This is a genomic window from Dermatophilaceae bacterium Sec6.4, from assembly GCA_039636865.1.
Classification (GTDB): domain Bacteria; phylum Actinomycetota; class Actinomycetes; order Actinomycetales; family Dermatophilaceae; genus Allobranchiibius.
Genome location: CP144172.1, coordinates 2,386,035 through 2,398,392, shown reverse-complemented (window position 1 = coordinate 2,398,392; position 12,358 = coordinate 2,386,035). Strand labels below are relative to the sequence as shown.

The 12,358-nt window shown below is 66.4% G+C and carries 14 protein-coding genes and 1 tRNA gene; 5 read left to right on the top strand and 10 right to left on the bottom strand.

What is annotated here, in order from left to right:
* Window positions 1–26 precede the first annotated feature (26 nt).
* Window positions 27–461 carry a MarR family transcriptional regulator gene (locus V3G39_11420; GenBank protein ID XAS75273.1) on the top strand — a complete coding sequence of 145 codons (435 nt, stop codon included), beginning with the start codon at window positions 27–29 and terminating at the stop codon, window positions 459–461.
* 21 nt (window positions 462–482) lie between these two features.
* On the opposite strand, the gene V3G39_11415 is transcribed toward V3G39_11420, so the two are convergent.
* The 6 genes from V3G39_11415 to V3G39_11390 form a co-directional block, all read right to left on the bottom strand.
* Window positions 483–1,223, bottom strand: coding sequence for a dienelactone hydrolase family protein (locus tag V3G39_11415; protein XAS75272.1), 741 nt, complete (start codon window positions 1,221–1,223; stop codon window positions 483–485).
* Between the two features lie 71 nt (window positions 1,224–1,294).
* Window positions 1,295–2,551, bottom strand: coding sequence for a cysteine--1-D-myo-inosityl 2-amino-2-deoxy-alpha-D-glucopyranoside ligase (gene mshC / locus V3G39_11410; protein XAS75271.1), 1,257 nt, complete (start codon window positions 2,549–2,551; stop codon window positions 1,295–1,297).
* Between the two features lie 19 nt (window positions 2,552–2,570).
* Window positions 2,571–3,380 (bottom strand): SCO1664 family protein, encoded by an 810-nt coding sequence (locus tag V3G39_11405; protein XAS75270.1) that lies wholly within the window; start codon window positions 3,378–3,380, stop codon window positions 2,571–2,573.
* Window positions 3,358–3,897, bottom strand: coding sequence for a DUF3090 domain-containing protein (locus V3G39_11400; GenBank protein ID XAS75269.1), 540 nt, complete (start codon window positions 3,895–3,897; stop codon window positions 3,358–3,360). Before V3G39_11400 ends, V3G39_11405 begins: the two co-directional genes overlap by 23 nt.
* A gap of 9 nt (window positions 3,898–3,906) precedes the next feature.
* Window positions 3,907–4,632 carry a histidine phosphatase family protein gene (locus tag V3G39_11395; protein XAS75268.1) on the bottom strand — a complete coding sequence of 242 codons (726 nt, stop codon included), beginning with the start codon at window positions 4,630–4,632 and terminating at the stop codon, window positions 3,907–3,909.
* Window positions 4,632–5,693: an LLM class F420-dependent oxidoreductase gene (locus V3G39_11390; protein ID XAS75267.1), complete on the bottom strand. Its 1,062-nt coding sequence runs from the start codon at window positions 5,691–5,693 to the stop codon at window positions 4,632–4,634. Before V3G39_11390 ends, V3G39_11395 begins: the two co-directional genes overlap by 1 nt.
* Window positions 5,694–5,756: 63 nt before the next feature.
* Here V3G39_11390 and V3G39_11385 point away from each other — a divergent pair, with 63 nt between their 5' ends.
* Window positions 5,757–6,701 carry an aldo/keto reductase gene (locus V3G39_11385; protein XAS75266.1) on the top strand — a complete coding sequence of 315 codons (945 nt, stop codon included), beginning with the start codon at window positions 5,757–5,759 and terminating at the stop codon, window positions 6,699–6,701.
* Here the strand turns inward: V3G39_11385 and V3G39_11380 are convergent.
* The gene (locus V3G39_11380) at window positions 6,675–7,016 is read right to left on the bottom strand and encodes a primosomal protein (GenBank protein XAS75265.1); all 342 of its coding nucleotides are present in this window, start codon (window positions 7,014–7,016) and stop codon (window positions 6,675–6,677) included. The genes V3G39_11385 and V3G39_11380 overlap by 27 nt on opposite strands.
* A 52-nt stretch (window positions 7,017–7,068) precedes the next feature.
* Between V3G39_11380 and V3G39_11375 the strand changes: the two genes are divergently transcribed.
* Entirely contained in the window at window positions 7,069–7,254 is a 186-nt protein-coding gene (locus tag V3G39_11375; GenBank protein ID XAS75264.1) for a DUF5703 family protein, read from the top strand.
* Between the two features lie 40 nt (window positions 7,255–7,294).
* Here V3G39_11375 and V3G39_11370 read toward each other — a convergent pair whose 3' ends face one another.
* Both V3G39_11370 and V3G39_11365 read right to left on the bottom strand, forming a co-directional pair.
* Window positions 7,295–8,614, bottom strand: a complete 1,320-nt coding sequence (locus V3G39_11370) for a M20/M25/M40 family metallo-hydrolase (protein XAS75263.1) — start codon at window positions 8,612–8,614, stop codon at window positions 7,295–7,297.
* Window positions 8,611–10,152, bottom strand: a complete 1,542-nt coding sequence (locus V3G39_11365; protein ID XAS75262.1) for an ATP-dependent DNA ligase — start codon at window positions 10,150–10,152, stop codon at window positions 8,611–8,613. Before V3G39_11365 ends, V3G39_11370 begins: the two co-directional genes overlap by 4 nt.
* A 170-nt stretch (window positions 10,153–10,322) precedes the next feature.
* Here V3G39_11365 and V3G39_11360 point away from each other — a divergent pair, with 170 nt between their 5' ends.
* Window positions 10,323–11,546: a PQQ-dependent sugar dehydrogenase gene (locus tag V3G39_11360; GenBank protein ID XAS75261.1), complete on the top strand. Its 1,224-nt coding sequence runs from the start codon at window positions 10,323–10,325 to the stop codon at window positions 11,544–11,546.
* A 119-nt stretch (window positions 11,547–11,665) separates the two neighbouring features.
* Window positions 11,666–11,749: transfer RNA gene (locus V3G39_11355), tRNA-Leu, on the top strand.
* Window positions 11,750–11,836: 87 nt separating this feature from the next.
* Here V3G39_11355 and V3G39_11350 read toward each other — a convergent pair.
* A complete protein-coding gene (locus V3G39_11350; protein XAS75260.1) occupies window positions 11,837–12,088 on the bottom strand; it encodes a methyltransferase domain-containing protein in 252 nt (83 codons plus the stop codon).
* Window positions 12,089–12,358: the final 270 nt, after the last annotated feature.

The window sequence follows — 12,358 nt, the reverse complement described above, 5'->3', positions numbered from 1 at the left end:
AAGCCGCCAGAAATTTGCGGAGAGTGATGTCCGACATACTCGGTGAACAGCACGCGGCAGTCAGCCAGAGCGACTACGAGCGGCTGCTCGCCGTGCGGACGCGGCTGCGCAGGTTCGAGCGCTGGAGCGCAGATCAGGCCGCTGCTCACGGGTTGACTTCCAGCCAGCATCAGCTGTTGCTGGCGATCCGCGGTCACCAGGACGCGGCCGGTCCGACGATCGGGCAGGCCGCCGACTACCTGCTCATCCGTCATCACTCAGCGGTGGAATTGGCCGACCGCACCGAGAAGAGCGGGCTGATCGACAGGGTGCGCGATTCGCAGGATCACCGGGTGGTGCGGTTGCACCTCACGGCCGCAGGCGAGCAGATCCTGAGTGCGCTGACCGGCGCCCATGTCGAAGAACTACGCCGTCTCACCCCGCTCTTCCAATCGATGATCGGTGAGCTGAAAGCCGATTGAGACGGTCAGAGGTCGGGACTGTCAGCGCAACCGGCGGTCCAGGACAGCGCGCAGCTCGTGGAATGAGCGTTCGGTGGCTTCGGGGTCATAGGCCGCTGTGTCCGACATCGAATACCCGTGTGGCGCGCCCGCGTAGATCTCGTTGCTGGTGGTCAGGCCCGCCTCTTTCAAGGTCGCGCCAAGCCGGTCGACCGCGTCCTTCGGCATCGACGAGTCATTGTCCGCGTGCCCGAAAACAAACTCCGCCGTTGCCCGCGACAGTCCAGCGTGCGGGCTGTCAGGGTCGTCGGTCACCAGCCCCCCGGCGTGGAATCCACCGCACGCGGCGACCAGGTCCGGGTGGTCACATGCGGCGCGCACCGCAAGGCGAGCACCCATGCAGTAACCCACCACCCCGATGGGGGTGCTGACGTCGGTGCGGCTGGTCAACGCGTCGATCCAGATCGCGGTATCGGGTCGGGACTGGTCCGGGATCAGTCCGTTGACCCGAGGCATCGCGTGCTTGAAGAACGCGCCGCGCGCTTCGTCGGTGTCCAGCGGCGCTGCCGGCGAGGTCTGATCTGCGGTGCCATCGCGATAGAAGACATTCGGCACCATCACGACATAGCCCCATGAGGCGATCCGATCAGCCATCTCGTGCAATCGCGGCCGCAGGCCGATCGCGTCCATGAAGAACAGGACCCCCGGGTGCGTTCCCCCGACACTGGGCACGGACACCCATGCCTGAGCCGGGCCGTCGGTTGCCTGCACTTCGATCATCATGCGGAAGACGTTACATATTCAACCTGAACAGCTCCGGGGTGGCTGGCGTCGAACGTCATCCCCGAATGAAATCAGGGTGTGAGGTCGACACCGAGCAGGGCGTCAATTGCTGCAGCGATGCGCGGGGAGCCTGCCGCGCCGCTGGATCCCTCGCACCATTCGTCGATGACGGCCAGCGCGGTCGGTGAATCGAGGTCGTTGCTCAGGGCGCGACGGAGACCGTCGATGACCGCGTCAGCGTCCGAATCCGCGCCGACCCGGACTGCATCGCGCCAGTGTTGCAGGCGCGTCTGCGCACGGGTGAGCAGTTCTCCGGTGTACTCCCACTCCTGCTGGTAATGCTGGGCGAGCAGCACCAGACGGATCGCCATCGGATCCGTACCTGCGCGGCGCAGCTGGGAGACGCGCACCAAATTGCCCTTGGACTTGCTCATCTTCTCGCCGTCGTAGGCGACCATCGCCTGCCGCGCGTAGTGCTGCGCAAACGGCACCTCACCAGTCAGCGCTACCGCCTGCACCGCGCTCATCTCGTGATGCGGAAAGCGTAGATCGGTGCCGCCGCCCTGCAGGTCGAAGCCCATGTCCAGGTGGTCCAACGCGATTGTCGTGCACTCGATGTGCCATCCCGGCCGTCCCGGACCAACAGGGCCGCCGTCCCAGGAGGGTTCCCCGGATCGATTGCCTCTCCACAGCAGCGGGTCCAACTCGTCGCGCTTCCCGGCGCGCTCGGGGTCCCCGCCACGGTCGGCGAATACCGACATCATCTGGGTGCGGTCCCAGCCGCTCACCTGCCCGAAGGTCGGCTGTTGCGACAGGTCGAGGTAGACGTCGACCGCGCCGTCCGCAGGGGCCTCGTCCGCACCGATGCTCAGCGAGTAGGCCGCACCCGACGCGAGGAGTCGGGCGACGACATCCACGTGTCGCGGCATGGTCTCGACGACGCCGACGAAGTGGTCGGGAGCGATGACCCGTAGGGCCGTCATATCCGTGGCGAACAGCTCTACTTCCTGGTGCGCGAGGTCTCGCCAATCCACTCCGTCGCGTGCTGCGCGCTCCAGCAGAGGGTCATCGATATCGGTGACGTTCTGAACGTAGGTCACGTGCGCACCGGTGTCGCGCCAGACCCGCCCTGCGAGGTCGAAGGTCACATAGGTAGCTGCATGGCCCAGGTGTGTCGCGTCGTACGGCGTGATGCCGCAGACGTACATGGAGGCCGCACCATCGCGCACCGTCATCGGTTCGAGGAGCCCCGTCACCGGGTTCCGCAAGCTCAGGGCGGGAGAAGACCCTGCCACGTCAGGGATGGACGGAGAGGGCCACGAATTCACGATCGGGAGCCTATCGGTCTCACCACAAGGGCCAGGGCAGCGGTGTGCGCCCTTCGGGAACCTCGGGATACTGCTGCGTGCTGACAAGCTGGTCACAACGGGCCAGCAGGGCTGTGAACTCGCGTACCGACAACAGCGCCGCCACCTGCTGGTCCTCGCGCAGGAACTCCTGCAGACGGCGTAGCCGCGCGAGGTTGGCGGTACTGAGCGGGTCGCCTGCGAAGCCCCACAGGCAGGTACGCAACTTGGGTTCCTCGTGGAAGCACAGACCCTGGTCGATCGCCCACAAGCGCTCGTCCTCGTCGACGATGATCGCGCTGGCCTTCCGGTCAGCGTTGTTGAGCACCGCGTCGAGCACAGCAAGGTCCTGCAGCGCCGGAATGATTGCATGCGAGACCACCTGGGCCCGATCGGATTCATCGAATACCGACCAGATCGCGACGTACCCCGTCGGTGGCTCGTTACCACGGTCGACGCGTAGCAACTCGTGATCAGGCCGAGCATCCAAGGGGCCCACCCAACGCTGCACGGACCCCGCGCCGAGCGGGCCGTCGCGAAATACCGTCGGTGGTATCAGGTCCCAACCACCGGCCTGCGACACCAGGAATGCGGCCACCTCGCGGGCCGCCAGCGAGTCGGACCGGAAGTCCCAGAGCGGTTGTTCGCCGCGGATTGGTTTGTAGACAGCGGGAGTGCGGTCCTCGCCGCTGCCGATCCACACGCGCATCGCGACGTTGGAGGCATCCACCAGTCGCCCCTCGATCTCGACCTCCCCCTCGCGAAGGACGGCGAGGACGTCGGGCGAGCTAGCGCCGGTAGCCGTTGGCACGGGGGCAGACGTGACCGGTGGGCTCCAGAGGCTCACTGCAGAACGGGCACGGAGGGCGACCGTCGGCCACCGCGGCCAGACTGCGCCGGGCGAACTCCCGCGCAACCTCCGGGCGCAGCACGACGCGCATCAGGCTTGCGTCAGGCTCGGTGACCTCGACGAGGTCGGCACCGGTCTCGTCCGGTTCGAGTGACACCTCACGGTCGTGGCATTCGATGATGACGACCTGATGGTCGGCCTCCCACGCCAGGCTCATCGTGGTGACCCGAAATTCGTCGTCGATCGGGGTACTGAGCGGCTCGTTGTCCTGCGGTGCCTGCGGAATGTCGGCAGTCGCGTCGACTTCGTCGAGCAGGTCGTTGACCCGCTCCGCGAGTACGGCGACCTGCTCCTTCTCCAAGGAGACCGACACCACCGCGCGGCCCTGCGCGGCCTGCAGGAAGAAGGTGCGGGCCCCGGGGGGACCGACGGTGCCGGCGACGAACCGGTCCGGGTGCTCGAACTCCAACAGGGTCATAACTCGACTCTAAACCGATTCATCGGATGGTTCGGCAGTGGTTCCCGTGGCGCCGCCCGGAGTTGCGTCGCCGCTGGTGTCCTGCACACTCGGCATGAGGTCCGCGACGTCACCGACCTGGTCGTTGACGCGTACGACGAACGGCCGGGTCGGGGTGTACCGAACGACGGAAAGGGATGCTGGGCCGGTCACGATGCGCTGGAACTGATCGAGGTGCAGTCCGAGCGCGTCGGCGAGAATCGCCTTGATTACGTCCCCGTGCGAGACCGCACACCACACGGCTGACGGGCCGTGCTCGGCTTCGACCTGCGCGTCCACGCGGCGCACCGCGGCCACCGTGCGGGCATGCATCCCGGCGAGACCCTCGGATTCGAAGTCGTCGGAGGGCGGAAAGATCGCTGCTGCCGGATGGTCCTGCACGGTCCTCCACAGCGGATCCTTGCTCAGCTCGGAGATCTTCTTCCCGGTCCACGCGCCGTACTTGCATTCGCCCAGATCCGGGTCGGTAACCACAGCAAGACCGTGCGGCGCGGCCACTGCTGCGGCCGTTTCCTGACACCGCTCCAGCGGGCTGGCGACGATCCGTGCGATCGGAACATCGCCGAGCTGCTGGGCAAGACGCTCGACCTGCTGGCGCCCGGTGTCATCCAGATGTACGTCAGGGGTCCACCCGGCCAGCACCCCGGCCGTATTCGCCGAGCTGCGTCCGTGTCGCAAGAGGAGCAGGGTCGCCATCAGTCGCCCAGACCTTCGCGTACGAGCAGCTCGCGCATCAGGGCGATTGTCGCCACGCGGTCGTCCAGACTGTCCCCGACGGGGGCCACGTTCAGCGTCGTGATCCCTGCATCTGCGTAACGGTGCAATCGCTGAGCGATGCGGTCGGCCGGGCCGAACAGGGCGGTCTGATCGATGAATTCGCGCGGTACGGCGGCCGCTGCCTCCCGATGCTGGCGCTGTAGGTAGAGATCCTGCACCTGAGCTGCCTCCTGCTCGAAACCCATCCGGACGGCCAGCTTGTTGTAGAAGTTCTTATCCCTCGAGCCCATGCCGCCGACGTAGAGCGCCGCGTTCGCGCGCAGCCGGTCAGCCGCGACGTCCAGGTCGTCATCGACGCTCACCGGCACCGAGGCGACGACGTCGAACCCGTCCAGGCCCTCGTGTCCTGCCTTCGACCGACCCGCTCTGATCGCGGTCAGTTGCTCGCCGACGTACTCGGGGCTGACGAAGATGCCGAGCCAGCCGTCGGCGATCTCACCGGTCAGTTCCAAGTTCTTGGGGCCGATGGAAGCAAGGTAGATCGGCACATTGGGGCGCTCGGGCAGCAGCAGCAGACGCAGCGCTTTCCCGGGGCCGTCAGGCAGCGGCAGCTGGAAATGCTTCCCGTCGTACACGACGTTCTTGCGGGCGAACGCGGCGCGGATGATCTCGACGTACTCGCGGGTCCGCCCGAGCGGATCGTTGAAGCGCACGCCGTGCCAGCCTTCGCTCACCTGCGGCCCGGAAACGCCCAGGCCCAGGTGAAACTTGCCACCGGTGATGCGGTCCAGGGTTGCCGCCGTCATGGCGGTCATCGCCGGTGTCCGCGCAGGGATCTGCATGATGGCGCTCCCCCAGCCGATCCCAGGTGTCTTGGCGGCCAGATAACCGGCGAGGGAGGGGATGTCCGAGCCGTAGGCCTCTGCCAGCCACGCCACGTCGTACTCCTGACGGTGGGCCTCCTGCGCGAGCGTGACCATGCCGGCCAGGTCGTCGGTACCGGTCGTGCCCCAATAGCCGAGGTTGAGCCCAAGTCGCATGGGCTCGACGCTAACGCACCTTTCCGTCCTGTCGAGCCCGGCGCCTACGGTGTGCAAGTGCGGATGAGGACGGTAGGACGGTCGGGGCTTCGCGTCAGCACCCTCGGGCTGGGCACGATGGGCTGGGGCAACGAGGTCGATGCCGAGACCGCCGGCGATCTGCTGTCGGAATTCCGCGATGCGGGCGGCACTCTGGTCGATACGGCCTACGGGTACGGCGACGGGGACAGTGAAACGATCCTCGGATCACTGCTCGCACCCCATCGCGATGACCTGGTGTTGTGTACGAAGGCAGGCATATCGCGCACCAGCGGCACCCGTGTCGTCGATACGTCCCGAGGCGCCCTGCTGAACCAACTCGACACCTCCCTGCGCAGGCTGCGCACGGATCGGGTGGATCTGTGGCTCGTGCACGCATGGAGCGACGAATCACCCGTGCAGGAGACCGTCTCGGCCATGGCGTACGCAGTGACGTCGGGGCGCGCGCGATACGTCGGCGTCTCCAATCACAACGGATGGCAGCTCGCCCGGGTGGCAACGTTGTTGGCTGCGCAGGGCATTGCGCTGGTTGTGGACCAGGTGGAGTACAGCCTGATCGAGCGTTCGGTCGAGCATGATGTCGTTCCCGCTGCGGACCACCTGGGCGTCGGGCTGATGTCCTGGGGCCCTCTCGGCGGTGGCGTGCTGACCGGGAAGTACCGCCATGGCGTCCCGGCCGATTCCCGCGCCGCCGGCGGTCGGCACGGCAACTGGGCAGGTCAGCGAGTCAGCCACGAACTGCACCCGATGATCGACGCCGTGACAACTGCTGCACACGGGCTGCACATCACACCGGTTCAGGTGGCCCTGGCGTGGTTGCGGGAGCGACCGGGCCTGGCCGGCGCCGTGGTCGGTGCTCGAACGGCGGCGCAGCTTCGGATGGCGCTGGGCAGTGAGGACATCGAGTTGCCCTACCAGGTGCGAGCCGCGCTGGACGAGGTCTCAGCGCCGGTCGCTGCGGCCGGCTGACCCTTTGTCGTCCGAGCCGTCCGACTCATCGATCTCTGCGTCGAAATCGTCGTCGTCGTCCTCGTCCGAGTCGTCGTCATCGGAGTCGTCGTCCGAGTCCGAATCGTCGTCCGAGTCGTCGTAGACCTCCAACGGGGTGACCTCGCCGTACGCCGCAAGCAGAGCTTCGTCGTAGCTGTCGAACGTTTCAGCAACCCGGTCGAACGCCGCGACCACCGCTGGATCGTTCTCACTTCGGCGGCCTCGGGCAGCGGTCAGATGCTCCTGCAGTGCGTCGGTGAAGCGCTGCAGGGCGACGTGCGGGTCGATGGCCATGACCCGACCGTATCGGGTGTGTCGCACAATGGGCAGCAATGATGGAACGCCGATGATCGAATACGAGTACCGGGAGCTGCGATTCCCCCGGCAGGTCTCGCGCAGCGATATACGACAGACGCTCACCGACGAGGCTGAATACGGTCACTGGGAGCTGGCGCGCGTTCGTCTCTACCTCGGCGGACATCGGCGGGTATGGCTGCGGCGCAGGATCATCAAGGTGCGGCGCACCGCCTGACCAGTCCCCGCGCAACGTGGTCGCGCCACACAGTCGGCGTTCAGCAGTCGGCGAGGAACCCGCTCAGCACCCTGGCGCCGAATGTCAACGCCTCCACGGGGACCCGTTCGTTGACGCCGTGAAACATCGACGAGAAGTCCAGACCGGCCGGTAGTCGCAGCGGTGCGAAGCCGTACCCGGTGATGCCAAGGGTGGCGAGCGCCTTGTTGTCGGTGCCGCCGGACAGGCAGTAGGGAAGGATTGCCGCACCGGGGTCTTCGACAAGGAGCGCCTGCTTCATCTTCTCCACCAACGGTGCGTCGTACGGCGCTTCCAGCGCGATGTCCCGGTGGACCACAATGACTTCGACGTGCTCGCCCGCCAGCTCGGAGATGATCGCCATCATCTCCGCCTCATGGCCGGGCAGGAACCGGCAGTCCAGAGATGCGCTCGCGCTCTGCGGGATGACGTTGTGCTTGTACCCGGAGTTCAACATGGTGAAGTTGGCAGTGTTCTGCAACGTCGCCTTCACGAAAGCGGACGCACCCGCGAGGTCGGGCAGCAGATGGTCGACATCGTCGCCGTCGTAGGGCTTGCCGGTGAGCTGCGACAGACCGTCGAAGAGATCCCGGACCGAGGCAAGGAACTCACGAGGCCAACGGTGCGCATCGATGCGCGCAATGGCTTCGGCGAGACGCACGACCGCGTTGTCATCGGCAACCAACGAACCGTGCCCGGCGCGCCCGTGGGCTCGCAGGGTCAACCAGGCAATCCCCTTTTCGGCGGTCTGCAGCAGGTAGGCCCGCTGATCCTGGCCCTGTTTGTTACGTACCGTGACCGAGTAGCCACCGACTTCGCTGATGGCCTCGGTGACCCCCTCGAAGAAGTCGGGGCGGTGCTGTGCGAGCCAGTGCGAACCCTTGAGTCCCCCGGCCTCCTCGTCGGCGAGGAACCCGATCACCAGGTCGCGGGCGGGCTTTCTACCAGTGCGAGCGAGATCGCGCACGCACGCCAGAATCATCGCGTCCATGTCTTTCATGTCGACAGCTCCACGGCCCCATACGCACCCGTCGCGGAGCTCGGCACCGAACGGATCAGCGGCCCAGTCGTCGGCGTTGGCGGGGACGACGTCGAGGTGGCCGTGCACGCACAGCGCACCGCGTGAGGAGTCTTCGCCCTCTATACGCACCATCACACTGGCGCGACCCGGCTCACTCTCGACCAGTTCGGGCTCGAGGCCGACCTCTTGCAGCCTGCCCAGGACGTACTCGGCGGCCTTGCGCTCCCCTGGGCCGCTGCCGTCGCCGTAGTTGCTGGTGTCGATGCCGATCAGGTCTTGGCAGAGTTGTACGACTTCGTCTTCGGGCTGCTGATCCGTCATGCGTCCCACTGTGCCATCTCGCGCACCACCTTCACCGTGTCGGCCTCGTCGGCGCGTTTGTCGTCGCGGTAGCGCAGCACCCGCGCGAATCGCAGCGCCATGCCACCGGGGTAACGGGTGGAACGTTGGATACCGTCGAAGGCGATCTCGACGACCTGCTCGGGGCGCAGTGTCAGCGTCCAGCCGTCGTCCGAGGTGGCGAGCTCGCCGAATCGCTGCGTCTGCCAGGCGAGCATTTCGTCCGTCATTCCCTTGAAGGTCTTGCCCAGCATCACAAAACCGCCGGTCTCCGGGTCGCGGGCGCCAAGATGGATATTGGACAGCAGGCCGGATCGTCGGCCGCTGCCCCGTTCAACGGCCAGCACCACCAGATCCAGAGTGTGGCGGGGCTTGACCTTGACCCACCCGGCTCCGCGACGTCCCGCCGCATACGGCGCCGACAGCGACTTCACGACGACGCCTTCGTGCCCGGTACCCACCTTTTCCGCGAAGAACCGGTCGCCCTCGAATGCGTCAGCGGTCACGATGCGAGGGACCAGGCAGGTATCGGGAACGAGCGCGGCGAGCCGTTCCCACCGTGCACTCGCGGGTAGGTCGATGAGGTTCTCGCCGTCCAGATGGAGCAGGTCGAAGAACCACGGTGTGACCGGGGTTTCGCGTCGCAGCCGCGCCGGGTCTTTGCGACTCGCCGTTCGCGCACCGGTGACCTGGAAGGGGTGCGGCACACCGTCCGCGCGTAGTGCGATGACCTCCCCGTCGAGCACGATGCAGCCGGCATCGATTGCCATCACGATCTCGACCACCTCGGGTAGTCGGTCGGTGATGTCCTCCAGGCTGCGGGTGAACAGCTGGATTTCGTTGCCGTTCTTGTGCGCCTGGATGCGGATGCCGTCCAGTTTGCACTCCACTGCGCCCGCTTCTCCCGGCGCCGCGACGGTCGCCAGCGCGTCGGCGACACTGGTGTCGGAGGCGGCGAGCATCGGTCGCAGGGGCCGTCCGGGTACCAACTCGATCTCAGCGAGCGCCGCCACTCCCCCGGTCATTGCCACCGCTGCCACGGGCGCGGCGAAACCGGTGAGCATGACGGCCCGTCGTACATCCGCCGTCGGTACTGCTGCGGCAACAGCGATCGCAGCGAGCATGACACCGTCTTGCGCGCCCTGACGTAACTCCCCGGTGATCAGACCCTTCAGGAAGCGTTGTTCAGATGTCGTCGCGGATGCCAGCAGGTCGCTCAGTTCCTGCTCGCGCACGCCCGCCGACCCAGGCCCGGATGCGTCGGCCAGTCGCTGCATCGCGGCATCGGTCTGTCCGATCGTGAGACTCGGATCGTCGCGCGCCGGCGGGACGTCTGCGAGCGCGCGGTATCCCACGCCCACCCGCCGCTGCGGAAGAACTCCCGCCAGATAGGCGGCGACAATCTCCACCTCGCTCGGAAAAGCCGCTCGCAGCAGGGCAGCTACGAGCTCCGTCTTGGCGTTACGAGATCGGGTCGCACCGATGCGGGAGGAGGTCTCGACGAGATCGTTGAGCAGCATCCATCCAGTGTGCCGCCGACCACCGACGATCGGGGGTCACATCGGCAGTGGGTGCATATTGTGCCGACGGTGCTGCAATTGCGCGCCCCTCACCACGAGATGCAACCTGCACCCCCCAGTGGGATCTGCTCAGCGATCGGCGAGCAGATCCCATTGGGTAGCGTTGATCCATGGACCGACGCAAGCCTGCTGCAGCCCACCGCCGATTCCTTCGCTTCGGGCCGGCAGCATCCGTCCGCAACGGCGCGAAGCTCACTGTTGTCGGTGTTTTGCTGGGTGGTTGCTCGTCGGGGTCCACAGGACCCGGATCGGGGGCCGCAGCCACAACTGCAACTGCCTCCTCCCCGGGCGTCCAAACGGTGATGTCGGGCCTGGACCATCCGTGGGATGTGTCGTTCTTCAAGAACGGCGACATGCTGACCACGCAGAGGCCCGGGAAGATCACCCTGCGCACAGCGGCCGGCAAAGTGACCCCGGTGCAGGCTCCGCTGGACGATCTCTTCGTACAGAGCGAGGGCGGTCTTGAGGGACTGGTGATTGATCCGACCACCGAGCACACGACCTTCTACACGTGTCAGACCCACCAGCGTGGCGGCAAGCCGATAGACGCGCGGGTGATCCGGTGGGCACTGTCGGCAGACGGCCGGTCTGCCCGTCGCGAGAAAGCAATTCTCACCGGGTTGCCGGTGACCAGTGGGCGGCACAGCGGCTGTCGGCTGCGTTTCGTGCCGGGCAACCTCTTGGCGGTTGCGACCGGTGACGCTGCGGATGGCACGAACCCGCAGGATCTGAACTCGCTCGGCGGGAAAACGCTCCGGGTGGGCACCGACGGTCAGATCCCCACGGACAACCCGTTCTATTCGCGGGGCGGCAACGCGCGGTACGTGACGAGCTACGGGCACCGCAACCTGCAGGGCATAGCGGTGCGTCCCGGGACAACCCAGGTGTGGACCCAGGAACAGGGCAGCAGCAGGGATGACGAGACGAACCTGCTGCGAGCGGGCGGTAACTACGGTTGGGACCCGGTGCCGGGTTACGACGAATCGGTGCCGATGACGGACACGGTCAAGTTCCCCGACGCCATACCCGCGCGGTGGTCTTCCGGGGCCTCGACGGTCGCCACCTGCGGCATCACGTTCCTGGAAGGTGCAGCGTGGGGTCGTTGGCAAGGCGCCATCGCCGTCGCCGAACTGAAGAACAAAGGCGTGCGCATCCTGTCGCTGGACCTGGCCGGCAACGTCATCCGCGATGAACGGATGTCGGAGCTCACGCAGAAATATGGCCGGATCCGCACCGTCCAGACCGGTCCTGGTGGGTCGCTCTACGTGACGACGGACAACGGGGACGGGCAGGACAGGGTGCTCCGGGTAGCCCCCCGCGCGCCCGCTGCCTGACGGTTCCGACCGATGCCACCGCAATTGCCGAGCACGGATCGTGAATGCAGGCCACCGGCCATGTGCGTGCTAATCTTTCGCGTCGTCGGCCCCCTACGCAGGAGGTCGCCGAACACCCTGTCCGGGTGGCGGAATAGGCAGACGCGCTAGCTTGAGGTGCTAGTCCTCTCAGGAGGGTGGGGGTTCAAGTCCCCCTCCGGACACCGATCTCTATCTCCCTCCAAGCGGCGCGCAACTCGACCGCCGCCCTGCCCTACGCCCATCACAGCCTCGTTGTGTCGTCGATGGAGTCAGTGGGTGATCCATACGTGCAGCAGATAGCCATAGCTCACGTGGGTACGGTCCGGATGGTTGCAGAACCACTCCTCGGTGTCGTTGTCGATGACGGCAACTCTGCCGCCGGGGCGCAGCACTCGTGCCACTTCTGTAAGCCCGGCAGATGGATCGAACTCAGGGTGCGGGAAGAAGTAGGCAAACCTGGCGTGCACGACGTCCACGGAGCCGTCCGGTAGTGGCAGGTGCTCGGCGGAACCGGGACTCACCCTCGCGGTCCCAGAAGCCGGCTCCGCACCCCAGGTCCAGCAGTACCCGCTCGGACCAGGGGGCGTGGCGACACACGGCCGACCACAGGACGCCGTCTCGATCCATCGCAGCGTTCTCCACGTCGTAGAGCGATGGGTCTGCTGCCTGGTTCCCGGCCCGGACGAAGTCCTCGTGTTGCATGACCAGCCACTGCGCAGGCAACCAGGAGGTCAGTCAACTGGAATTGGACCGGGTCCGGTGATCTGAGGCCCGCAGGGTTGCGGCGTGTG

Excerpts from the sequence above, each read along its gene's own strand:
- V3G39_11420 (XAS75273.1), top strand. The coding sequence starts at position 27 with ATGTCCGACATACTCGGTGAACAGCACGCGGCAGTCAGCCAGAGCGAC.
- V3G39_11415 (XAS75272.1), bottom strand. The coding sequence starts at position 1,223 with ATGATGATCGAAGTGCAGGCAACCGACGGCCCGGCTCAGGCATGGGTG.
- V3G39_11400 (XAS75269.1), bottom strand. The coding sequence starts at position 3,897 with ATGACCCTGTTGGAGTTCGAGCACCCGGACCGGTTCGTCGCCGGCACC.
- V3G39_11395 (XAS75268.1), bottom strand. The coding sequence starts at position 4,632 with ATGGCGACCCTGCTCCTCTTGCGACACGGACGCAGCTCGGCGAATACG.
- V3G39_11390 (XAS75267.1), bottom strand. The coding sequence starts at position 5,693 with ATGCGACTTGGGCTCAACCTCGGCTATTGGGGCACGACCGGTACCGAC.
- V3G39_11385 (XAS75266.1), top strand. The coding sequence starts at position 5,757 with ATGAGGACGGTAGGACGGTCGGGGCTTCGCGTCAGCACCCTCGGGCTG.
- V3G39_11380 (XAS75265.1), bottom strand. The coding sequence starts at position 7,016 with ATGGCCATCGACCCGCACGTCGCCCTGCAGCGCTTCACCGACGCACTG.
- V3G39_11375 (XAS75264.1), top strand. The coding sequence starts at position 7,069 with ATGATCGAATACGAGTACCGGGAGCTGCGATTCCCCCGGCAGGTCTCG.
- V3G39_11370 (XAS75263.1), bottom strand. The coding sequence starts at position 8,614 with ATGACGGATCAGCAGCCCGAAGACGAAGTCGTACAACTCTGCCAAGAC.
- V3G39_11365 (XAS75262.1), bottom strand. The coding sequence starts at position 10,152 with ATGCTGCTCAACGATCTCGTCGAGACCTCCTCCCGCATCGGTGCGACC.
- V3G39_11360 (XAS75261.1), top strand. The coding sequence starts at position 10,323 with ATGGACCGACGCAAGCCTGCTGCAGCCCACCGCCGATTCCTTCGCTTC.